This is a genomic window from Deinococcus puniceus (assembly GCF_001644565.1).
Classification (GTDB): domain Bacteria; phylum Deinococcota; class Deinococci; order Deinococcales; family Deinococcaceae; genus Deinococcus; species Deinococcus puniceus.
In genome coordinates this window covers 1,450,532-1,473,192 of sequence record NZ_CP011387.1, presented here as the reverse complement: position 1 = coordinate 1,473,192, position 22,661 = coordinate 1,450,532, and the positions used below count along the sequence as shown (strand labels likewise).

The 22,661-nt window shown below is 62.4% G+C and carries 22 protein-coding genes; 14 read left to right on the top strand and 8 right to left on the bottom strand.

Features of this window, described 5'->3' with window-relative positions; translation table 11 throughout:
- The first annotated feature begins 121 nt into the window (after positions 1-121).
- Complete coding sequence (ilvD, locus tag SU48_RS06715; protein ID WP_064014580.1) at positions 122-1,816, top strand: dihydroxy-acid dehydratase; 1,695 nt, start codon at positions 122-124, stop codon at positions 1,814-1,816.
- 71 nt (positions 1,817-1,887) lie between these two features.
- Here ilvD and SU48_RS06710 read toward each other — a convergent pair whose 3' ends face one another.
- From SU48_RS06710 to SU48_RS06700, 3 genes are all read right to left on the bottom strand, one after another.
- Positions 1,888-2,493, bottom strand: coding sequence for a hypothetical protein (locus SU48_RS06710; protein WP_064014579.1), 606 nt, complete (start codon positions 2,491-2,493; stop codon positions 1,888-1,890).
- 43 nt (positions 2,494-2,536) lie between these two features.
- On the bottom strand, positions 2,537-3,712 hold the full coding sequence (locus SU48_RS06705) for an acyl-CoA dehydrogenase (protein ID WP_064014578.1): 1,176 nt from the start codon (positions 3,710-3,712) through the stop codon (positions 2,537-2,539).
- 421 nt (positions 3,713-4,133) lie between these two features.
- Positions 4,134-4,382, bottom strand: a complete 249-nt coding sequence (locus SU48_RS06700) for a hypothetical protein (protein WP_064014577.1) — start codon at positions 4,380-4,382, stop codon at positions 4,134-4,136.
- A gap of 134 nt (positions 4,383-4,516) precedes the next feature.
- On the opposite strand from SU48_RS06700, the gene SU48_RS06695 reads away from it, so the two are divergent.
- From SU48_RS06695 to SU48_RS06665, 7 genes are all read left to right on the top strand, one after another.
- Positions 4,517-4,768 (top strand): hypothetical protein, encoded by a 252-nt coding sequence (locus SU48_RS06695; RefSeq protein WP_064014576.1) that lies wholly within the window; start codon positions 4,517-4,519, stop codon positions 4,766-4,768.
- A gap of 154 nt (positions 4,769-4,922) precedes the next feature.
- Positions 4,923-5,963 (top strand): rod shape-determining protein, encoded by a 1,041-nt coding sequence (mreB, locus tag SU48_RS06690; protein ID WP_019010543.1) that lies wholly within the window; start codon positions 4,923-4,925, stop codon positions 5,961-5,963.
- Between the two features lie 155 nt (positions 5,964-6,118).
- Positions 6,119-6,550, top strand: coding sequence for a 3-hydroxyacyl-ACP dehydratase FabZ (gene fabZ, locus SU48_RS06685; protein WP_064014575.1), 432 nt, complete (start codon positions 6,119-6,121; stop codon positions 6,548-6,550).
- A gap of 91 nt (positions 6,551-6,641) precedes the next feature.
- Positions 6,642-7,787 carry an LptF/LptG family permease gene (locus SU48_RS06680; RefSeq protein WP_064014574.1) on the top strand — a complete coding sequence of 382 codons (1,146 nt, stop codon included), beginning with the start codon at positions 6,642-6,644 and terminating at the stop codon, positions 7,785-7,787.
- A 90-nt stretch (positions 7,788-7,877) separates the two neighbouring features.
- Positions 7,878-9,059 carry an MGDG synthase family glycosyltransferase gene (locus tag SU48_RS06675; RefSeq protein ID WP_064014573.1) on the top strand — a complete coding sequence of 394 codons (1,182 nt, stop codon included), beginning with the start codon at positions 7,878-7,880 and terminating at the stop codon, positions 9,057-9,059.
- A 38-nt stretch (positions 9,060-9,097) separates the two neighbouring features.
- Positions 9,098-9,790 carry a polysaccharide deacetylase family protein gene (locus SU48_RS06670; protein ID WP_331710205.1) on the top strand — a complete coding sequence of 231 codons (693 nt, stop codon included), beginning with the start codon at positions 9,098-9,100 and terminating at the stop codon, positions 9,788-9,790.
- Between the two features lie 67 nt (positions 9,791-9,857).
- Complete coding sequence (locus tag SU48_RS06665; RefSeq protein WP_064014571.1) at positions 9,858-10,598, top strand: class I SAM-dependent methyltransferase; 741 nt, start codon at positions 9,858-9,860, stop codon at positions 10,596-10,598.
- A 399-nt stretch (positions 10,599-10,997) separates the two neighbouring features.
- Here SU48_RS06665 and SU48_RS06660 read toward each other — a convergent pair whose 3' ends face one another.
- A complete protein-coding gene (locus SU48_RS06660) occupies positions 10,998-11,906 on the bottom strand; it encodes a transglutaminase-like domain-containing protein (RefSeq protein WP_064014570.1) in 909 nt (302 codons plus the stop codon).
- 103 nt (positions 11,907-12,009) lie between these two features.
- On the opposite strand from SU48_RS06660, the gene SU48_RS06655 reads away from it, so the two are divergent.
- A complete protein-coding gene (locus SU48_RS06655) occupies positions 12,010-14,052 on the top strand; it encodes a thioredoxin domain-containing protein (protein WP_064014569.1) in 2,043 nt (680 codons plus the stop codon).
- A 115-nt stretch (positions 14,053-14,167) separates the two neighbouring features.
- On the opposite strand, the gene rpiA is transcribed toward SU48_RS06655, so the two are convergent.
- The gene (rpiA, locus tag SU48_RS06650; protein ID WP_064014568.1) at positions 14,168-14,872 is read right to left on the bottom strand and encodes a ribose 5-phosphate isomerase A; all 705 of its coding nucleotides are present in this window, start codon (positions 14,870-14,872) and stop codon (positions 14,168-14,170) included.
- On the bottom strand, positions 14,865-15,377 hold the full coding sequence (locus tag SU48_RS06645) for a peroxiredoxin (RefSeq protein WP_064015895.1): 513 nt from the start codon (positions 15,375-15,377) through the stop codon (positions 14,865-14,867). Before SU48_RS06645 ends, rpiA begins: the two co-directional genes overlap by 8 nt.
- A 394-nt stretch (positions 15,378-15,771) precedes the next feature.
- Between SU48_RS06645 and deoC the strand changes: the two genes are divergently transcribed.
- The 5 genes from deoC to SU48_RS06620 all read left to right on the top strand — a co-directional run bounded on the left by deoC (position 15,772) and on the right by SU48_RS06620 (position 20,834).
- Entirely contained in the window at positions 15,772-16,443 is a 672-nt protein-coding gene (gene deoC / locus SU48_RS06640; protein ID WP_064014567.1) for a deoxyribose-phosphate aldolase, read from the top strand.
- A 15-nt stretch (positions 16,444-16,458) separates the two neighbouring features.
- Complete coding sequence (locus SU48_RS06635) at positions 16,459-17,127, top strand: Maf family nucleotide pyrophosphatase (RefSeq protein WP_064014566.1); 669 nt, start codon at positions 16,459-16,461, stop codon at positions 17,125-17,127.
- Positions 17,128-17,164: 37 nt separating this feature from the next.
- On the top strand, positions 17,165-17,947 hold the full coding sequence (gene mreC, locus SU48_RS06630; RefSeq protein WP_064014565.1) for a rod shape-determining protein MreC: 783 nt from the start codon (positions 17,165-17,167) through the stop codon (positions 17,945-17,947).
- Between the two features lie 212 nt (positions 17,948-18,159).
- Positions 18,160-18,714: a rod shape-determining protein MreD gene (gene mreD / locus SU48_RS06625; protein ID WP_064014564.1), complete on the top strand. Its 555-nt coding sequence runs from the start codon at positions 18,160-18,162 to the stop codon at positions 18,712-18,714.
- Positions 18,711-20,834 (top strand): peptidoglycan D,D-transpeptidase FtsI family protein, encoded by a 2,124-nt coding sequence (locus tag SU48_RS06620; protein WP_064014563.1) that lies wholly within the window; start codon positions 18,711-18,713, stop codon positions 20,832-20,834. Before mreD ends, SU48_RS06620 begins: the two co-directional genes overlap by 4 nt.
- A 129-nt stretch (positions 20,835-20,963) precedes the next feature.
- Here the strand turns inward: SU48_RS06620 and SU48_RS06615 are convergent, their stop codons facing one another.
- A complete protein-coding gene (locus tag SU48_RS06615; RefSeq protein ID WP_064014562.1) occupies positions 20,964-21,362 on the bottom strand; it encodes an OsmC family protein in 399 nt (132 codons plus the stop codon).
- A gap of 80 nt (positions 21,363-21,442) precedes the next feature.
- Positions 21,443-22,660, bottom strand: coding sequence for a hybrid sensor histidine kinase/response regulator (locus SU48_RS06610; protein WP_064014561.1), 1,218 nt, complete (start codon positions 22,658-22,660; stop codon positions 21,443-21,445).
- Between the last annotated feature and the right edge of the window lies 1 nt (position 22,661).

Below are 22,661 nucleotides of genomic sequence, written 5' to 3'. Positions count from 1 at the left end.
GTTGTCCCCACCTCTAAGGGGGGGCGTTGCGTAGCAACGGGGGGGTTCACCTTCCAACCCCTCCGCCCCTGTCTGACCCACACGCCTCCCCTGCCGCCTGCGCGGGCCTATGCTGTAGCGCATGACCGACACCACCAGCAAACGCAAACTGAACTGGAACAGCCATCAGGTCACGCAGGGCGACGCCCGCGCCCCCAACCGGGCCATGTTGCGGGCGGTGGGCTTTCAAGACGGCGATTTTGAGAAGCCGATTATTGGCGTGGCGCACGCGCAGAGCAACATCACGCCCTGCAACAACGGGCTGGGCGAACTGGCGGGCCACATCACCGGGGCCATCACCGAGGGCGGCGGGATGCCACAGGTGTACGGCACCATTACCGTGTCGGACGGCATCAGCATGGGCACCGAGGGCATGAAGTGCAGTCTGGTCAGCCGTGAAGTGATCGCCGATTCCATCGAAACGGTGAGCCGGGGCCAGAGTCATGACGGCGTGATCGTGGTGGGCGGCTGCGACAAGAACATGCCCGGAGCCATGATCGGCATTGCGCGGCTGAATATTCCGGCTATTTTCGTGTATGGCGGCACCATCAAGCCCGGCCATTACAACGGCAAAGACCTGACCATCGTCAGCGTGTTCGAGGCGGTGGGCGCACTGGGCGCGGGCAAAATGAGCCGCGAAGACTTCAATGAAATCGAAAAACGCGCTTGCCCCGGCAACGGCTCCTGCGGCGGCATGTACACCGCCAACACCATGAGCAGCGCCTTCGAAGCGATGGGCATGAGCCTGCCGTTTTCCTCCACCATGAGCGCCGTGGACGCCGAAAAAGCCGTGAGCAGCGCCGACAGCGCCCGCGCCCTGCTGAAACTGATCGAAGCAGACATCCGGCCCAAAGACATTCTGACCAAGAAGGCCTTCGAGAACGCGATTACCGTGATTATGGCAGTAGGCGGAAGCACCAACGCCGTGCTGCACCTGATGGCGATTGCCCACGCCTGCGACATAGACCTTGATCTGGCCGACTTCGAACGCATCCGCGAGGCCACCCCGGTCTTCTGTGACCTGAAACCCAGCGGCCAATATGTGGCGACTGACCTGCACGATGTAGGCGGCATTCCCCGCGTAATGAAGATGCTGCTGAAAGAGGGCCTGCTGCACGGCGACTGCCTGACGGTGACCGGCAAAACCATTGCCGAGAACTTGGAAAGCGAGCCGGAAGAACCCAACGCCGGGCAGGACGTGATTCGCCCTTACGATCAGCCGCTGTACGCGCAGGGCCACCTCGCCATTCTGCGCGGCAACCTCGCCCCAGAAGGCAGCGTCGCCAAGATTTCGGGCCTGAAAAGCATCAAAATTACTGGCCCTGCCCGCATCTTCGAGAGTGAAGAGGAGAGCATGGCGGCGATCATGGCCGATCAGATCAACCCCGGCGACGTGCTGGTCATCCGTTACGAAGGCCCCAAAGGTGGCCCCGGCATGCGCGAAATGCTCTCGCCTACCAGTGCCATCATCGGCAAGGGCCTCGGCGACAGCGTGGGCCTGATTACCGACGGGCGCTTTTCGGGCGGCACCTTTGGGCTGGTGGTGGGTCACGTCGCGCCGGAAGCCTTTGTGGGCGGCCCCATCGCGCTGGTGCATGAGGGCGACACAATTGAACTGAACGCCGAAACCTGCGAGTTGACGTTGCATGTAGACGACGCAGAAATTGAGCGCCGCCGGGCCGCGTGGGTGCAGCCGGAACCACGTTATAAGCGCGGCGTGCTGGCGAAATACGCGAAACTGGTGAGTAGCGCGGCGGTTGGGGCTTACACGGACTGAAGCAGGTCTAAGGGTCTAAAAGTCTAGGGTCTAAGGAGATGGGCCGTCTGCCGAAGGGTGGGCGGCTTCATTCATGCAACAAGAATGATGATTCCTGTTTGCTTTTGTAGAGCGTGGTTGACAGCCCCAGAGATATTACGAAACAGAGCTTCCTCTTCCGTAAACTCTGCACCTAGAAGTTCTCGCGCAATCGTAGCTACCTCTTTATAAGTCCAAAAAGCCAGCCTAACGCCACCATCTTCTGAGTAGAAAGGCTGGTGATCACGCGACCTTAAGATTGGTCTACCCGTAAAAATATATTCTAAGAGGCGAATGACCGAAAGTGGTAGGCGCTCTTCTCTAGCGGTAATGGCATCTCTATAAAATCTGATATTAACCCAAGACTCATGAGCGTACTCAAACGGGTAGGCTGAATCCTCTTTCTGATCAGAGACAAACGTCAGATAAAAGTCGGTGAGGAGAGCATCGGTGGCTTTGGCGTTAGCTGGATGCTCCAAAACAGCAGAACCTTTATCCAACACACTTTTTAGAAGCTCTATGGCGTCGGGGTTGAAGTCATTGGGGAACTCTTCGGATACAGATATATACCAATCGTGGAATGCAGCAAGAGGTGCGCCCAAGAAGTGTCCAAGCATCCCGTCTTCTGAGCCTAAATAGAATCCAACTCTTATACCCATGCCTCATTCTGACCGACTATCTTTTAATTTTCAATTCTGACCCTCACCCACCCAATTCCTTAAACACGGCCCGACTGATCACCAACTGCTGAATTTCGCTCGTGCCTTCATAAATCTCGGTAACTTTGGCGTCGCGGTACAACCTCTCTACGGGGTAATCGCGGCTGTAGCCGTTGCCGCCGAAAATCTGGATGGCGTCGCGGCTACAGTTCACGGCGGCGTCACTGGCAAGGAGCTTGGCAATGCTGGCCTCTTTGCCGTAGGGCTGGCCCGCGTCCTTCAGCCACGCGGCTTTGAGGGCCATCATCCGGGCGGCCTCGGTGTGGGCGGCCATCTGCGCGATCTTGAACGACACGCCTTCAAATTCGCTGATGCGTTTGCCGAACTGCTCGCGCTCTAGGGCGTAGCGGGCGGCATGTTCCAGCGCACTGCGGGCAATGCCGAGTGCCTGCATAGCAATGCCGATGCGCCCCGCATCCAGACTCGCCAGCGCGATAATCAGGCCTTGGCCCTCGTCGCCAACCAGTTGATCTGTGCCCACGCGCACGCCATCAAAATTGACGGTGGTGGTATGGGCAGCGTGCAGACCCAGCTTTTCTTCGGGCTTGCCGAAGCTGAGGCCGGGGGCGTCGTGCGGCACCACGAAGCAGCTGACGCCGCGTGCGCCCGCTCCGCCTGTGCGGGCCATCACGAGGTAGGTGTGGGCCTGCCCGCCGCTGGTAATCCACGCCTTGCTGCCGTTCAGAATCCAACCGTCAGCATCGGCTTCGGCCTTCAGTCTCAGGCTGGCGGCGTCGCTGCCCGCGCCGGGTTCGGTCAGGCAAAACGCGCCGATGTGCTGCCCGGTGGCGAGTGGGCGCAAATATTGCTCGCGCTGGGCGTCGGTTCCGTAGCGCAAGATCATCTGTTCGGGCAAGCCGTTCTGCACACTCACGATCACGGCCACACTCGCATCCGCCGCCGCGATTTCCTCTAGGCACAGCGCATAGGTTACGCTGTCTAGCCCCGCGCCGCCCCATTCTTCGGGCACGGTGGCCCCCATCAGGCCCATGTCGGCCAACCCGCGCAACTGCTCGTGCGGGTAGTCGCCGCTCCGGTCAAACGCGGCGGCTTTGGGCGCAATCTCGGCGCGGCAATATTCGCGCACGTGCTGAACGATCATGCGCTGCTCGTCGGAGAGGGCAAACGACATGCCGGGGGCGGCTAGGGTGGCGGTCATGGGGCTAGGCTACCAAACGGGCGTTAGGCAGACAGTGAGGGGAATGGGGCGGTTGGAGTGGGTGGTCTGAGGAGGCGTTGTCTGAGGGTCTAGGGTCTGAGGGTCTAAGGAAGGGCGAAAGGCAATCGCTGGCGCTCATTTCCCCCTCCCGCTGCTATGCAGCGCCCTCCCCCGCAAGGGGAGAGGGCTAGAACAAACACACAGCGTTCCCGCCACATCCATGTGAGGCCGTCGTGCGTGCAACGCGCGGGCCAATTCCATTTCGGAATGAACTGGCGATTCCGGTTCAAGTGAGGGATTGGGCCGACTCAAAACGCGACAAGATCAATCCTCCCGAACGGAGCGCTTCGCTCCCCCTACCCGGTGGGGTAGGGGGCTGGGGGGTGGGGCAAATCGTGGGACAAGGCAAGCAACCCCAACCTCAATCGCCCAACACCCGCGCCAACTCCTCCTCAATCCCCCGCCCCCGCCACCCCGACTCTATAAACTCGGCCTCTCCCCCGTCCCAGCGCAAAGAAGCGCCGATGACGGCCCCGCCCGCAATTGCCAATGCCGCAGCCGTGAGTTCCTTTACTGGAGCGGCAGGGAACATACGAACAACGGCGTTGCGGAGGGTGTGAGACAAGGGCAAGGGCGGGCGGGTCACACGGACGCGGGCAGGCAAAGACACGCGGGCCAGTGTAGCGGCTGAGCAGGGCATCAGACGGCCCCCGCCAGCACCAATGCTGGGTTTTTCACCCCATTCCCACCCAGCACAACTAGAATGCCCCGAATGAAGGGTTCGTCAAGATCGCAGGGGGTTCAGTGCGCGTTGTCGCGTGGATTCTGACCCTGTTGCTGCTAGTGCTTGGAGCTGGATTGGCCGCCCTGACACTGGGCGCTTTCGCGGCGCTGAGTGCGGGTGCGCCGCTGTGGTTGCGCTCGGTGGGCAGCTTGGAAAGTGCCATGAGCGCCGGACTGGGCTGGGCCGATGTGCCGGGATTTACACGGGCGCTGGTGCTGGCCGTCCTGACTAGCGCGGTGGCCGCGTTAGGGGCGTATATCAAACCGCGCTGACAGGCTGATGAACATGAAGAGATTGGGTCAATTTTAATTGGATGAGGCGTGATTTAAGCTCTCCTCATGGCCCGTGATACCATGACAGGGTTTGCGCCCTGGCAGGATCTAAAGCCTGCGCTGGGCTTCCCCAATTGGGAACCGGAGGAAATGCGTGCGGTTGTCTGAAGATATTGGCATTGATCTGGGAACGGCGACGTTCCTTATTTACAGCAAGACCCGTGGTTTGGTACTGCAAGAACCCAGCGTGATCGCCATGACGCGCGACAGCAAGCAGGTCAAGGCGGTGGGCGAGGAGGCTTACCGCATGATCGGGCGCACGCCGGGCGGAATCGTGGCGGTGCGGCCTATCAAAGACGGCGTGATTGCCGATGAAGGGCTGACCGAAAAGATGATCACCATGTTCCTGCAAAAAGTGCAGGGCAATGCGGGCCGTCTGTTCGGATTCAAGCCTCAACTGATGGTGGGGGTGCCCAGCAACGTCAGCGACGTAGAAAAACGCGCCGTGCTGCGGGCCGCCCTGAACTCGAATGCCAAGCGGGCCTTCCTGATCGAGGAACCGCTGGCCGCCGCAATCGGCGCGGGCCTGAAGATTGCCGAGCCGATTGGCAGCATGGTTGTCGATATTGGCGGCGGCAGTACCGATGTGGCCGTGATTTCTCTGGGCGGCATCGTCGTCAGCGAGTCTATGCGAATCGCGGGCAACGAGTTCGATGAAAGCATCATCCGCTACGTGCGCCGCAAGCATAACGTGCTGATCGGGGAGCGCACCGCCGAAGAAATCAAGGTGAAAGTGGGCGCGGCCATGCTGCTGAACGACGGCGAAAGCCTGACCGCAGAAGTGCGCGGGCGTGACCTCGTGAACGGTCTGCCCAAGACCATTTCGCTGGACAGCCATGACGTGGTGGAAGCCCTGTCGGAACCCGTCTCCAAAATCGTGGACTGCGTAAAGCGCGTGCTGGAAATTACGCCGCCCGAACTGGTCAGCGACATTATTGACCGGGGCATCGTGATGACGGGCGGCGGTAGCCTGCTTCGTAACTTTGATGAACTGCTGCGCCAGACCACCGGGATTCCCGTAGCTGTGGCCGAAAACGCCGTGGAAGCCGTCGCGGTAGGTACAGGCATGGCGCTGGAAATGATTCCGGTGCTGGGCGACAGCCTTGTTTCGAGCGACAACTATTTGCGCCGATAGCGTGCGCTGGTAGGGGGCGTCTAAGGGTCTAAGGATTGTTAGGCGAAAGAGTGGGCGCGGGCCGGATAAGATGGCTGCGCCCGCTTTTTGGCTTACGCTGCATCCCCTGCTCTTTTCTTAGACCCTTAGACTGCCTTCCGCCCCACAGGAGCCACATGACCGAACCCCTGCTGATCCAAGACATCCTCAACATCCTGCCCCACCGCTTCCCCTTCGTGATGGTTGACCGCGTGCTGAGCGCAGAGGGCGGCGTGGTGCATGCCGTCAAAAATGTGAGTGTCAACGAGCCGTTTTTTACGGGGCACTTTCCCAGCGAACCCGTGATGCCGGGGGTGCTGATTATTGAAGCCTTGGCGCAGGCCAGCATGTTTTGCATGCGCGAGGGGATGGAGCCGGGGCAGATCGGCTATCTCGCGGGCATCGAGGGCGCACGCTTTAAGCGCAAAGTCATTCCGGGCGACGTGCTACACCTACACGCCAAACTGGAATTTCTGCGCCGGGGACTGGGCAAAACCACCTGCCGCGCCGAGGTAGACGGCGTGCTGGCCGCCGAAGCCACGATTTTGTTTGCTGTGGCGAAAGGGTGAGGATCGTGGATTGTAGAGAGTGGATCGTGGAGAGATGCGAGCTGACCACGATCCACGATCCACAATCCAGCCACCGGGCCAAAGGCACTCCATGACCCGCCTGTCCCGCTACGTCACGCTAGAGCTGCTGCCGCCGCTGCTGGCGGGTGCGCTGCTGTTCACGGCCATCCTCAGCTTCGGCTATTTCTTCATTTCCAGCCAGTGGCTGACGGGCGTGCCCATTGGCCTGATTGCCCGTTGGATCGGCTACCAAACGCCCGATACGCTGGTGAAAGTATTGCCGATGGCGGTAGTACTGATGACCGTGGTGGCTTTCGGGCGACTGGCAACCGAGCGCGAATTGGTGGCGGTGCAGTCGGGCGGCATCAGCTTGGGGCGGGTGGCTCGGCCCGTGTGGGTCACGGCGGCAGTGGTCACGGCCCTCTCCATCTGGCTGTCGCTGTGGGTGGCCCCGCGTGCCAACATAGAGACGCGCGGCCTGTACTGGGATGTCCTGACGGGCGCTGGATTGTCGCAACTGGTGGGCAAAACCGTGGATTTGGGCAACAATCTGACACTCGCTTTGGGCGGCTATGACGGAGCCAAGCGCGAACTGAAACAGATTAGGCTGGAACAGTGGTCAGCCGACGCACCCAAGCAGGGCCGGATTATTTTCGCCGACGCCGGAACCTTTGAAAACAACCGCCTGACCCTGCGCGGTTACAGCGTGTACAGCGTAGATTACGCGGCTGCGGCGCAATTGTCGAAGGTGTCCGAGACTGACCCGGTGGCCTTCCGTGAAGCGGTGCAAGCCGTGTTCCCCAGCGTCATTCTGCCGCCCAAACCTTCCGACACGTTGGCGATAGATACGGGCCTGAGCCGCAAGAAAACGCTGGCGACCTATGCCGACGCGATCGGCGCAGACGGCGAGGGTTGGAATGAGCTGATGGCCGTGCTGAACGACAAGAATGCCAAAGCGTCCGAGCGACAAACCACCCGCGTGAACCTGAACCGCAAGCTGGCCCTGCCCTTCGGAAATCTGGTGCTGGCGCTGGTGGCCCTGCCCTTTGCGCTGCGGTATGGGCGCACCCTCGGCGTGTCGCTGGGCCTCGCCCTGATGATTGCGGTGGGCTACTACTTGGTGTTTTTTCTGGGCCTCACGCTGACGCCGCTGCTGCCCGGTCTGCCCGAAGTGGGCGTGTGGTTGGCGAATGTGGTGTTTGCAGGGCTGGGACTGGCGCTGTTGAGGCGGGGATGAAGGGGCGGTTAGTGGTGAGTGGTCAGTGGACAGTGGGAAGGTCAACAGCGTGTGGATCGTGGATCGTGGGAATAGCTTTGGGCGGCGCGAATGCCTGAGCTTGCTCTGCCTGAGCTTCCCGCCCCTGATCCCTTGCGGGCGCTGATCGTTTCTGCTTCGTTTGGCAGTGGGCATCATCAGGCCAACGACGCGATAGACCGGGCCTTACGGGCGGCGGGCACGACGCTGGAGGTGCGGCACGCCGACTTTATCGAGTACATGACGCCTGTGGAGCGCCTGTTCACGCTGCACATCTACGATTGGTGGTTGCGGCACGCTCCCGGCATGTACCGCGCCTTTTATGACTGGACAGACCGGGAGTCGGAACCCAAGGCGCTGACCAATGTATTCACGTGGCTGGGCAGGCGCGGCATGTTGCGCGATGTGCGCGAGGTGCGGCCCGAAGTGGTGGTCAGCAGTTACCCCACGCCCACCGCCCTTGCCAACGCTGCCCGCATGCGGCTGGGCGCAGATTTCCTGAACGCCCTAGTGGTCACCGATTACCGCGTGCATCACCACTGGGCGCGGCCCGAAGCCGAGTTGCTGATGGTGGCGACGGATGAGGCGCGGGAACAGATGGGCCAGTGGAAGATTCCGCCGGAGAGCGTGGTGGTCACGGGCATTCCGATTGCGCCGATTTACCGCCAACTCATCGGCTCGGATCAGGCGGCGCTGAGGGAGGAACATGGCCTAGACCCAGAGTTACCGCTGATTTTGCTGTCGGGCGGGGGCACAGGCGCTTACCGGGCGTTGGGCCGCGTGCTGACCGAGTTGGGCGGGCTGGGGCGGCGCGTGCAAGTGCTGGTGCTGGCCGGAGCCAAGGAGCAGGGGGTAACGCGGCTGGGCGGGGCCACCATTCACCATCTGGGCTTTACGCGGCGCTTTCCGCAACTGCTGGCCGCGTCCGATCTGGTGGTGGGCAAGGCGGGCGGCCTTACGGTGGCCGAATCTACGACGCTGGGGGTGCCACTGGTAGTTTACGAACCGATTCCGGGGCAGGAAGAACACAATGCCGACTACCTCGTGCGGCACGGCGCGGCCCTGTGGGTCAAAGACCAGAATCAGTTGCGCGGCTCTGTCCTGCACGCCCTAGACGCCAGCGAACGCGCCCGCCTGAGCGCCGGGGCTATGGCCGTGAGTAAGCCGGATGCGGCGGACAGGGTGGCAGCAGCGGTATTGGGCAAGTTGGGCAGAACAATGGAAAAACCGTTAGTGGTGAGTGGTCAGTGGTGAGTGGGTTGTGGTGGCGGGAGGTTGGGATTTTAGGGGCGGTGGGGGCCGTCTACATCGGCTTGCCCTATCTGCTGGTGCAGCGGCTGAATCTGGGGATTGTGCGGCAGGGATTTGGGACTGACAAAACTGTTGCTCTGACGTTCGACGACGGGCCAGACCCGGCTACCACGCCTGCCGTACTGGATGCTCTGCGGGCGGCGGGGGTGCGGGCCACCTTCTTCGTCATTGCGGCCAACGCCGAGGCGCACCCTGACCTGATCGCCCGTTTGCTGCAAGAGGGGCATGAAGTGGAACCACACGCGGCGCGGCATGTGCATGCGTGGATTCGCTCGCCGTGGGGGGCGTTGCTTGACCCAGTGAGGGCCGCCCGCCGGGTGAGTGCGGTCACGGGGCAAGTGGCCCGCTATCACCGCCCTCCACACGGCGCGTACACGCTGGCAACGGTGCTGGGGCAGCACATGGCAGGGGTCACGGGCGCACATTGGAGCGTAGAAGGCGGCGACTGGCAGCGGGGGGCCACACCCGAAAGCCTGCCCGCCCAAGTGCTCGCCAAACTTCACCCCGGCGCAGTCTTGGTACTGCACGACGCTGGCCCCGGCGCAAGCGTAACTGTGCCCGCCCTACCCGAATTGCTGCGGCAGATACAAGAAGCAGGTTGGCAAGCCCTGCCACTGGGGGAATTGCGGGGGGTAAAAGCGCGGGGATGGCGGGATGTGCTGAGTAGAAAGTAATCCACTACAACACGTAAACCGGAGCACTTGCGCCCACGATCCACCCAAAGCGCCTACCCTATTCCCTGTGAACTACGACGACTTTGCCGACCTCTACGACCACCAATACGACATCTACCGCGACGACCTGCACTTTTACGCGGGTGTGGCCGAACGCACAGGCGGCCCGGTGCTGGAAATCGGCGCAGGCACGGGCCGAGTCACGGCGTTTTTGGCGCGGAGAGGCGTGGTGGTCACGGGTATTGAACCTAGCGCACGCATGATCGAGCGGGGGCGGGCGCGGGCGGCGTCAGATGGCCTGAGCCTGAACTTTGTACAAGCCGACGCACAAACCTTCCGGCTGGAGGAACGCTTCGGGCTGGCGCTCGCGCCCTTCAATGCCCTGATGCATCTGTACACGCCGGGGGAACAATTGGCCGCGCTGCACAACATTCACGCGCATCTGGCACCGGGCGGCGCGTTCGTGTTCGACCTCTATCTGCCCCGTTTCGGCAAGATGAATACGGTGCGGCACGAGGGTGAAACCTTTTACGGCGCAGACGGCTCGCGCACCGACGTGTTTTTGGTGCAGCGCCACGACAAACCCCGCCAGCACATCACCACCGAATACCACGCCGACACCACCCACCCAGACGGACGGCTGACCCGGCGGCACTACACCCTGACGCAGCGGTACTACACGCGCTTTGAAATGGAATGGTTGCTGCGCTACGCCGGATTTGAAGCGCCCCGCGTGACGGGCAGTTTTCACGGCGGCCCGCTGGACACGCACAGTGAGGTGATGGTGTTTCAGACGCGGGCGCTGTAGCGTTTGCTGAACAGTGAGTTATAGTAAACTCCCGACCCACATTAACGCGAACTTCATAAACACATCTACTGACCCGGCATAGAGCTGTGACACCGCTGTGACAATGAGGGTGTTAACTTAAACGTATCAGCGCACTGAATAGACAGCGGGCCGGGTGAAGCCCGTGCGCACGGAAGGCTGGCCTTACTTGGGGTCGGCCTTACCTTTTTTGGGCCAAAATGGGCACGGCGGCTTGAGTTATACGGGATTGCTTTGATTCCCGAACATCCGCAAACCCACCGGATGTTCGTCCATCGTCGCCATCCCGTATTTTCTAGTACTCGCGTTACTCGAATGATTCCAGACAACGCACTGGAATCATCTTAGTTTGGTATTAGGCCGCCGCACTTGTAGAGTTGATCAGAACACTCGGGGCCGGGGTAAGTCGTCCAGCGTGGTTTCAGGACTGGTTTCGTCGGCCCAGACCTTCATGTGGGTCAGGCGGGCGCTGCCGAAGGTGGTCGAGAACGCCACATCGCTGGCGTCTCGGCCCTGCGCGATCAGCACGCGGCCTGCACGGGGTTTGTTGTGGCGGGCGTCGAAAGTGCGCCACTGGCCGTCGAGGAACGCCTCGAACCAAGCGTGGAAGTCCATCGGCACGGGGTCGGGCACGATGTCTATGTCGGGCATGTAGCCGCACACGTAGCGGGCGGGAATATTGAGGGCGCGGGCAAAGGCCACCCCCATATGCGCGAAGTCGCGGCACACGGCGCGTTTGCTGTCGAGGGCTTGCTTGGCCGTGGTAGACGAGTTGCTGCCGTAGCCGTACACGCATTCATCCTGCAAGAAGTCGCTGATGGCCTGCACCTGCGCCCAGCCGCCCTGAATGTGACCGAACCTGTCCCACGCTTCCGCGCTGACCAGATCGCTGTCGACGTAGCGGCTGGGCAGCAGATAACCGATGGTGTCGTCGGGCAAGTCTTCCACGTTCATTTTGCGCAGGGCAGGCAAAATGGGGTCAGGGTAACGGGTGATTTCGGCGATTAGGTCGTGGCCGATGGTGAGGGTTCCCGGCTGGGCCAGCATGCGCCACACCGTATTGCCGTGAGAATCGGTGTAGGTGTGGATGCCCTGCGCCGCGCCCAGCGCCCGCTGATCGATGATGCGCTGACGGGTTCCGGTGGGATCGAGGCGGTCTTGCGGCTGCACGACGAATAGCATGGGCGTGGGAAACGGCACGTCGAAGGTTAAGGAAAAGCCCGCGCGGACGCGGACAGGGTTTTCAAAAGGGGCGACTTCTGGTGTAAGAGCCGGGTCGTGCGGTGCCATATGCCTATAGTGTGACGGTTTTTGAAGCGGACAAGGGGGGGAAGTCTACGCTTGCATAACATTCATCTATCCAAAGGCCCGCCGGGGCACGTACCCTGCACTTATGAACCGCCTCGCCGCCGAGTCCAGCCCGTATTTGCTTCAGCACGCAGACAACCCGGTGAACTGGCAGCCGTGGAGCGACGCCGCCTTTGCCGAAGCCAGAGAACGCGACGTGCCCGTACTGCTGAGCATCGGCTATTCCACCTGCCACTGGTGCCACGTGATGGCGCACGAAAGCTTTGAAGACGAGGCCACCGCCGCCTACATGAACGCCCATTTTGTGGCGGTGAAGGTAGACCGCGAGGAGCGCCCAGACGTAGACGGCGTGTATATGGCCGCGACTCAGGCCATGACCGGGCAGGGCGGCTGGCCCATGACCGTATTCCTGACGCCCGACGCCGAGCCGTTTTATGCAGGCACGTATTTTCCGCCGCAAGACCGCTACGGCATGCCCAGCTTTGGCCGGGTCATGGCGAGTGTAGCCAACGCTTGGGCCACCCAGCGAGAGAAAATGCTGGCGAACGCTGAGGCCTTGGGCGACCATATCCGCGAAGCGAGCCGCCCGCGTGCCGCAGAGGGAACGGGCTGGCAATTGACGCCCGACTTTTTGGGGCAGGGCGTGGATAATTTGCGTAGGGCCTACGACAGCACCCACGGCGGCTTTGGCGGCTCTCCCAAGTTTCCGGCCCCCACGACGCTGGATTTCCTTTTGGCCCAGACCAGCGGGCGCGAGATGGCCCTGCACACCCTGAAGATGATGGGGCGTGGCGGCATTCATGACCAGTTAGGCGGCGGCTTTCACCGCTACAGCGTGGATGAACGCTGGCTGGTGCCCCATTTCGAGAAGATGCTGTACGACAACGCCCAACTGACCCGAACCCTGCTGCGGGCCTATGGGGTCAGCGGCGATGAGGAGTTTGCGCGGGTGGCACGCGGCACACTTGCTTATCTGGAACGGGAAATGCTTGCACCGGACGGCGGCTTCTACAGCGCACAGGACGCCGACACGCAGGGTGTGGAAGGTCTGACGTTTACGTGGACGCCGGAGGAAGTGAGGGAGGTGCTGGGTGAGGGGCCGGAAACAGACCTGATCCTGCGCTACTACAACCTGACCGACGCAGGCAATTTTGAAGACCCGCACCGCCCCGACGCGGGCAAGCGCAACGTGCTGCATGTGTTGACACCGCTGGAGGCATTGGCCCGTGATTTGGGCGAGCCGGAAGAAGCGTTGCGAACCCGCCTAGATTCCGCCCGCGCCCGCCTGCACGCCGCCCGTCAACTGCGCCCCCAACCCGGCACCGACGACAAGCGCCTGACCTCTTGGAATGGGCTGGCACTGGCCGCCTTTGCCGATGCAGGCCGGATTTTGGGCGACGGTCAATATTTGGAGATCGCCCGCCGGAACGCCGAATTTGTGCGCCGGGAATTGCGCCTGCCAGACGGCACCCTGCGGCATACCTTCAAGGGTGGCGTGGCCCGCGTGGAAGGCCTGATGGAAGACCACGCCCTATACGCGCTGGGGCTGGTGGCGCTGTTTCAGGCGGGCGGGGACACGGCGCACCTGCACTGGGCGCGGGAACTCTGGGCCATCATCCGGCGCGAGTTTTGGGATGAAGAAGCGGGCCTGTTCTACTCCACCGGGGGCAAGGCCGAACGCCTGCTGACGCGGCAAGCACAGGCTTTTGACGCCGCCGTGCTGTCGGACAACGGAGCGGGAGCGCTGCTGGCCGTGTGGATGCACCGCTATTTTGGCGATGAAGCCGACGAAACGATTGCGCGGAGAGTCGTAGAGCGCCACCACGCCGACTTGCTGGCCGCCACCGGGGGATTCGGGGGGCTGTGGCAGGCGGCGGCCTTCCTGCTCGCGCCGCATCTGGAGATTGCCATCATCGGCACGCCCGCCGAACGTGCGCCACTGGAACGGGTAGTGGCCGCCCACGCCCTGCCTTACGCGGCGCTGGCCTTTGCCGAGGCCGGAACCGATCTGCCTGTGCTGCAAGACCGTCCGGGCGGCGGCACGGCGTATGTGTGCGTGGGCCACACCTGCGATCTGCCCACCCGTGACCCGGAGGTGCTGCGGCAGCAATTGGTGGGGCTGGATTGAGGGTGGAGTCGCGTGTGAACCCCCCGTTGCTGGCGCAACGCCCCCCTTAGAGGAGAGGACAACTGCTTCTGCGCTCGCCTTTAAGCGGAGCTGACTGGGGGATTCACCCAACAACTCAACCCCGCCGCACCACCTCCCGCACCCCGTCCAGCCCCGCCACGAACGCGCGTTCGGCCATACCCAAAAAGAACCCGGTTTCGATGACGCCAAGCGTGCCTTTCAGCGTGCGCTCCAGCGTCAGGGCATCACAAGGCTGGGGCAGCGCGGCATCAAAAATATAGTTGCCGTTGTCGCTGACGTAAGGCTGTGCGCCGGGTTGCCGCAGCCGTCCGCCGAGGCCCAGCGCCCGCAACCGCTCGATGGTAGAGAGGAAACCAAAGCGGGCAATTTCTATCGGCACAGGGGCTTTTTCGCCCAAACCAGACACGAGTTTGGTGTGATCGGCAATGACGATAAACCGCCGGGCCTGCACTTCGGTCAGCTTTTCGCGCAGCAGTGCGCCGCCCAGCCCTTTGATCAGGTTCAGATCGGGGTCGATTTCGTCCGCTCCGTCTATGGCGATATCGAGGGGGCGGGGGTCTAGCGGTTCGACTGGAATGCCCACTTGCCGCGCCAGCACGTCGCTCGCCTCGCTGGTCGCCACGCCCACAATTCCTGACAATTCGCCCGCCGCCAGCCTGCGCCCAATTTCTTCTATGGCGTATTTGGCCGTGCTGCCCGTGCCGAGGCCCACGCGCATACCACTTTCTACCAACGCCACGGCCCGCACCGCCGCTTCCCGTTTCAGGGCTTCCAGCCCACTGAGTTGGGCTTCAGGCATGGCCCACCTGATCGGCTGCAATCGCGGCAGCCACCGCGTCGGCGCGGCCTTCCACCTTCACGGCCAGCCACGATTTCACCAGTTTGCCCTGTGGGTCGATCACGAAGGTTTGCCGCTTCACGCCGTCGCTGGTTTTGCCGTACAGCGTTTTGGGGCCATACGATCCGATTTCTTTCATAAACGTGGCGTCGGGATCGCTGAGCAACGGAAAAGGCAGGCTGTATTTCTCGGCAAAGGCCGTGTGGCTGCCCGCATCGTCGCGGCTGAGGCCCAAAATGGCCGCGCCCACCGCCCGCAGCGGCGCAGAATCGCGGAAATCGCAGGCTTCTTTGGTGCAGCCGGGGGTGTCGTCCTTGGGGTACACGTAGAGCACCACGTAGTTGCCCGCATAGTCGGCCAGCGCGTGCGTTTTGCCATCGGCATCCGGCAGCGCGAAGGCGGGAAATGCTTCGCCGGGTTGCAAGCGCGAGGTTTCGGGAGTTTCCGGGGCGTCGGGCGTGGTCATGGCCGTAGCGTAGAGCATTTGGCAAGATTCGGCTGAGGGGGAGGGGCGTCTAAGGGTCGAGGGTCGAAGGGTCTAAGGGAAGGGCAATCGCGTTGCTCATTCACCCCCTCCCCAGCCCTCCCCCCTCCCTTCGGGCTGTGCCAGTCAAGGGTGAGGGAGCCAAACCAAGCCTCTACCCTTTAGCTGTTAGCCCTCGCCCTTTGCGGGACTCGCAGAGCTGCTCAGCAGAGAGGGGCGCTGTGAAACAGCGGGGTAAGAGGGCCACCGAGCAATCGTTCCCGCCCCAGCACCTTAGACCCTTCGACCCTTGACCCTTAGACCCAGCCCCCGTAAACCAAGCCCCTCTCCCCCATCCGCCCAAGTCATTTACCTTTCTTACCCTCTGCCGCGTAACATGGGCAGCGTGAAGCTCGCTCCGTACATCGACCATACTTTGCTTAAAGCCACCGCCACCGCCGAGGACATCCGCACGCTGTGCGCCGAGGCCCGCGAACACAATTTTTACGCCGTGTGCATCAACCCCGTCTATGTACCCATGGCCGTCTCCGAACTGGCGGGCAGCGGCGTGAAAGTCGCCACCGTCTGCGGATTTCCGCTGGGAGCCGTCAGCAGCGACCAGAAGGCGCTGGAAGCCCGCTTGAGCGCCGAAGCCGGGGCCGATGAAATCGATATGGTCATTCATATCGGTGCGGCGCTGGAAGACAACTGGGACGCCGTAGAAGCCGATGTGCGGGCCGTGCGGCGGGCCATTCCAGACCGGGTGTTGAAGGTGATTATCGAAACCTGCTACCTGACCGATGACCAGAAACGCGGCGCGACTGAAGCCAGCGTGAAAGGTGGCGCAGATTTCGTGAAGACCAGCACTGGCTTTGGCACGGGCGGGGCCACGCCTGCCGATGTGCGCCTGATGCGCGACGTCATCGCGGGCCGCGCCCAGATCAAGGCGGCGGGCGGCGTGCGCTCTCCTGCCGACGCGCTGGAAATGATCGAAGCGGGCGCAACTCGCCTCGGCACCTCGGGCGGCGTGGCGTTGGTGGCGGGCGAGAAGACTGGCACAGGGTACTGAAATGAGGGCACTGAAATGACCGTTCCGGAGGCAGACCCTCTTGAAATCACCCTTCCTGAAGTGATTCTGGCGTCGGGTAGCCCGCGCCGCCGCGAACTGCTAGGCAACTTGGGCGTGACTTTCCGGGTAGTCGTCAGCGGCGAGCCGGAAGACAGCCCAGAGACCGATCCGGCGCGGTTGGCAGCAGAACTGGCGACGCTGAAGGCCAGAGCCGTAGCCGCCCTGCATCCGGATGCTGTGATTATTGCCGCCGATACGGTGGTGGCGGTAGACGGGCAATTGTTGGGCAAGCCCGCCGACGCTGCCGAAAACCGGGCGTTTTTGGAAGCATTGGCAGGCCGCACGCATCAGGTGCTCACGGGCGTGGCGGTACAGTCGCCAGCAGGCTTAGCTTGCGAAGTAGAGCGGACTGACGTGACGTTTCGGCCCCTGACCGCGCAAGAAATCGCCTATTACGCCACTACGGGCGAAGGGCTGGACAAGGCGGGCGGCTACGGCATTCAGAGCGTGGGCATGGCGCTGGTGTCGGGCATTCGGGGCGATTATTCCAACGTGGTGGGCTTTCCTCTGACGCTGGTCACGCGGTTGCTGCGGGCGGCGGGCGTGCCCGTGTGGGGCCAACTGAATCCCGTCAACCTCTCCGCCGACTCTCTCCCCAAACCTGTCGGGGTGTCTTCGGCGTGACCTGTGTGGGCCAGTTCTTTTTACATTCGGGCACGGCATGAAAGGCTGGCGTTCCGTGCTGCTGGTGTACGGCGGCCTGCTGCTGCTGAGTATGGTAGCCACCCGCTTTCAGGTGATCGTACCCACTGCCATTTCGGGTTCGGTGGCCCCGATTACGCGCATCGGCGTGGTGGCCGCCGACAACCTGCGCCGCGCCTATACCACGGTGGTCAACGAGCGCAATTTGGCGGGCGAAGTGGGCAGTCTGCGCAAACAAAACGACGTGCTGCGGCAGCGCAACGAACTGCTGACGCGGGAAGTGTCGCGCCTGCGCCAAGTGATGCAGATTACGGCCACGCAAGCGCCCAACGCGCTGGGCATTGCACAGGTGGTGGCCGTCGATCCGAGTCCACTGCTGGCCCGCATTACCCTCAACCGGGGCACCGACGACGGCGTGCGCGTGCGAATGCCCGTGACTGTTCCGGGCGGTCTGGTGGGCCAAGTCACGGGCGTGAGCAGCAACCGCGCCACAGTGGTGGCCCTCGTCGACCCCGAAAGCAGCGTGGGTGTGACCCTGCAAGGCAACCGGGGCGGGCGCGGCCTAGCGGTGGGGGTGTCTCCAGACCGTTTGCGGGCGCAGTTTTCGCGCAGTGTGCCCGTGAAGGTAGGCGACGTGCTGGTGACCAGCAGTTTGGGCGGCGTGTACCCGGTAGGCATCCGGGTGGGCACGATAGAAAGTGTGCTGCCACTCGGCCCCAACGACGTGAACCGCACTGTGATCGTGAGGCCCGCCATCGACGTGGGCGTGGTGGAAGACGTGACCATTTTGGAAGGGCTATGAGCGCCAACGTGGCTGGGACTGGACATGGAACTGTAGGGAAATGCCGACCTAGACCGCAGTGTGAAGCCGTAGCGGGCACTACCATAGGGCAGGTCTATGGTTGAGCTGCCTGTGAAGTCTGCCGTGTTCGGCTGTGTTCGTGTCTGTGTTCGTGTCGCTGCCCCCCACTATCCCTTTGCCGATTGCCTCCGTACCACACAGGTTTTTTACACATGTTAAGGCGTTCCGGCAGAAATACCGGGCTGGCTCCACGTGGGCCGGGACGCTGGGTAGGCGTGGTGGTCTATATCTTGCTGCTGCTGATCGTGCAGGGCGTGTTGTCGCGGTTGCTCGATCCTCTGCGGATTCCGGCTCCCGACCTGTTTTTGCTGACTGGCGCGGCGTTGGCGTGGCGCTTGCCCCCGGTGCAGGCGGTGGTGGCGGCCTACGGTGTGGGCCTTGTGCAAGACGTGTTGGGCGGCGGAGCGCTGGGCCTGCACGCGGCGGGCGTGGGGGCCGGAGCCTTGCTGGTGCTGTTGGTGCGGCGCTACGTGGGCGATTCGGGCATTTTTCAGGCGCTCTTTACCGTGTTGGCGGCAACGGTAGGGCAGTGGGCGGCTTTCTTGTTCCTCACCTACTGGCTGCGCTCCGATCTGGTCACGGTAGAGACCCTGCGCCAAACCGTACCGATGGCGCTGCTCAGCACGCTGCTGATCTACCCATTTTGGAATCGGTTGGTCACTTGGGGAATGGGCGAGCGTCCCGGCCCAGAGGACGGCCTGTCATGAGTCGGGCGCGGGCCGGAGACGTGATAGACCGCCGCAACCGCATTCGCAAAAAGGCGGGTGGGGGCGCGGTGGGGACAGGGGGGCGGGCTGGAGCCGGGCGCGTGGGCACCAAAGCGCAGGTCAGCGGTGCGCCCGCCGTGCAGTGGGTGGCGTTTGGCCTCAGTCTGGCGCTGGCGGGGCTGGGGTTCCGGCTGTACCAGTTGCAGATCACGCAGCACAGCCAATTTGCCGTGCAGGCCGACAGCAACTTTCAGCGCGACGAAGTGATTCCCGCCCTGCGCGGCGAAATTCGTACCCGTGACGGCGTGTTGCTGGCGACCAACCGCCTCGCGGTAGACCTAATCTATACCGGGCGGCGCGACCCCAAAGACCCCGAACAAGCGTTTCCGGCTTGGGACAAGATCGTGTATTTGGCGGGAATCCAGCCCGACGTGCTGAGCGGCGGCCAACCCCGCGAACCTGACCGCAGCAAAGAAACGGAAACCGTGTTGGCCCGCAACATCCCGCAGGACAAGCTGTCGGCCCTGTACGAATACACGGTGCTGATTCCCAGCCTAGAACTGCGCGAACGTGTAGAGCGGATCTATCCTGAGAATAAGTTCGCTGCACACGCGCTGGGCTACGTGCTGGAAGCCAATGAGGAGCAGGTCGCGCAGGGCGAATATACGGTGGGCGACCTCGTGGGCGTGTCGGGACTGGAGTACAGCCTGCAACAGACGTTACAGGGCAAAAACGGCCTGCGCCGCCGCGAAGTGACGGCCAACGGCAAGCCCCAAACAGACCGGGTGCTGAATGCGGGCCAAAAAGGGCAAGACGTGACCCTGACGATAGACAGCCGCCTGCAACGCGCCGCCGAACAGGCCCTTCGGGAAGGCTTGACCGATGTGAACGCGGGCCGCCTGAAGTACGCTCAGCCCCCCGAACCGCTGACACGCGGCGCAATTATTGCCATAGACCCGCGTACCAACGAGGTTTTGGCAATGGCGAGCAGCCCCACCTTCGACCCCAATTGGTTTTCCCGTGTGCCCAGCCCCGACAACGCGGCCAAAACAGCGGCTCTGCTCTCGAGCAGCCTGGACGCCGTGATGCAAAACCGGGTGGTACAGACCTTCGATGCAGGCAGTGTGTTTAAGCCCGCCAGCACGCTGGCCTATATAGAACGCTGGGGCAACAAGACCTTCAATTGCCTGCCCAGCGTGCGGTTCGGCGGCCCGCGCTACAACTGGTACCGCAGCGGCAGCCTCGGCAACGTGGATGGGCGGCTGGCCATCGCCTATTCGTGCAATACGTGGTACTACCAAGCCTCTATAGACGCCGACCCCATCACCTATGCCAACTATCTGGGCAAGCGGGCCTACGAGTTGGGCTTCGGGCGGCCCACCGGGCTGGAACTGGTGGGCGAAAAGAGCGGATATTTGCCCACGCCGCTGAATTTTGCCGACACTTACAAGAGCGCCAACTTGCGCCGCAAGGCTGCCGGAGAAGAACCCTTGGTGTATTACCCCGGCCAGTCGCTCAGCTTTGCCATCGGGCAAGACAGTCTGTTGGTCACGCCCGCACAGGTCACGTCGGTGCTGAGTACGATTGTGAACGAGGGCAAACGCCGCCCGCTGACGCTGGTGAAAGCGGTGGCAGGCAAGCCCGTACCGCGCCCACTGCCCGAACAGGTGCCGGGCAAACAGGCCGACTTCCGGCTGGTCAAGGAAGGCATGAACATCACCACTGCCGGAACGACCCCTTGGGGTACGGCTCAGCATGTGGTGGGGCCGCAGTGGTTCCCGGTACGCACCGCAGGCAAAACCGGAACTGCCGAAAACGGAATGAGCTTCCGTAAAGGCTACGCCTACACCAACGCTTGGTACGAGGGCTATGGCCCCATCGACAACCCTAATTTTATGGTCGTGGCGTTCTTTCAAAACGGTGGCGAAGGCTCCGGCCCCGCCCTGAACGCCACCGCCAAAATGTACGCCGCCCGCTGGTGCCTGACCCTAGACGAACGCCACCACGCCACTGGGCCTCAGCAGCCCTGCATGGGCGAACTGGACAACATGCACAAGGTCATGAAAATCCGGGCGCAGCGGGCCGCCGCCACTGCCGCAAAGGGGACGGCGGAAGAATAATTGGCAGCTTTGATTGTTCGGCCTGAGGGCAAGAAGTTTATAGGTCTAGGGTCTAAGGAAGGGCAAAAGCTGAAGCACTCGCTCTTTTCTTAGACTCTTAGACGTTCTTCGGCCCTGTCACGCCAACGCCTACCCCAATTTAGTTTCCAGCACGATTTCACTGCTGATACTCGCCGCCACCGAGCAGTATTTTTCGTGGCTCAGGTGGGCGGCCTTGCTCAGCGCGTCCTCGGTCACGCCTTCCCCGCTGGCGATATGGCGCACGGTGATGGTGGTGTAGCGTTTGGGATCGGTGTCGGCCCGCTCGCCTTCCACTTCTATGCGGTAGCTGCTTAACGGCGTGCGGCGCTTTTTCATAATTTCCACCACGTCATAGGCAGTGCAGGTAGCAAGTGCGCCCAGCAGGGCTTCCATTGGGGACACACCGATTTTGGTGGGGCTGTTGTCGATCAGCAGTTGGTGGCCGCTCTCGCTGACGCCGAGGTAGCGTTGCTCGCCCAACCAAGTCACGTTCAGGGTCTTCTTCATGGGCTTAGGCTAGCGCCTTCGGAACATGGGGCAAAGTCAGCCACTACGCCTTTCCCATTCACCACCTACACAACGTCTTTCTAGGCGTACCCGTCGTCTTCCCCATTGTCTTCATCGGGCATGGGCAGGCGCACGCGGAAGGTTGCGCCGCCGCCGGGGGTGTCCAGCACGTCAATCGTGCCGCCGTGCGACGTGACCACTTGCTGCGCGATGGTGAGGCCCAGCCCCGCCGAACCTGCCTCTTTGCCCCGGTAGAACTTGTCGAAAATGCGCGGCTTGATGGCGTCGGGCACGCCGGGGCCTTTGTCGACGACGCGAATCTCTATTTCTCCGGCCCGTGGCACGATGTTCAGGCTGACCAGATCGGCTGACCCCGACACGCGCACGGCATTGCTGACCAAATTCACGAACACCTGCGTCAGGCGGCCCGGATCACCCACGATTTCTACGTCAGGCACTTCGGCTTTCACACTAAAGTCTCGGCCCACTTGCCGCAGCAGTGTGCCCAGATTCATAAAATGCATTTCTATGTTCTGCACCAGTTCGCCGCGAGACAATTGCAACAGGTCATTGACGAGGCGGGTCATATTTTCGGCCACGCGCTGGGCATCTTGCAGCACTTGGCTGCCGCCTGCCTCGCGTTCGGCGCGGCGTAGGTAGCCTAGCAGGGCGGTCAGGGGCGTGCGGAGTTCGTGGCTGGTTTCGGCCAAAAACGTCTTCTGAAGATTCAGTGCCTCCTCCAGTTGCCGCGCCTGCACTTCTAAGCGCTGGCTTTGGCGTTCGGCGGTGTTCCGCAGGCGTTCTACTTCCAGCAGCCTCGCCTGCAACGACTGGTTCAGTTCGTGCACGGCCTGCTCGGCGCGGGCGCGGGAATCGCGGGCCTCGACCTCGGCAATGGCGCGGCGCACACTCGGCACCAAGCGTTCCAGCCGCTGTTTCAGGATGTAATCGGTCACACCCTGCCGCAAGGTATCCACCGCGATTTCTTCGCCCATCGCGCCCGTTACGATAATGAAAGGCAGCAGCGGATCGCGGGCATGAACGGCGTGGAAGGCGCTCAGGCCGTCGTATCCGGGCAGGGCAAAGTCGCTGAGTACCAAGTGCGGCGGATCGGTTTCCAGAGCGTGAATAAATGACGCCTCGTCTTCCACACGCTCCAGTCGCACCGTCCACGGCAGGTCGTCGGCCAAGTTCATCGCCACGAGTTCATGGTCGAGTTCGCTGTCCTCCAGGTGAAGGATGTGCAGAACGTCGCCGCGAGCAGGCATGGCGCGGAGGGCGGGAATAGGCAGGGTCATT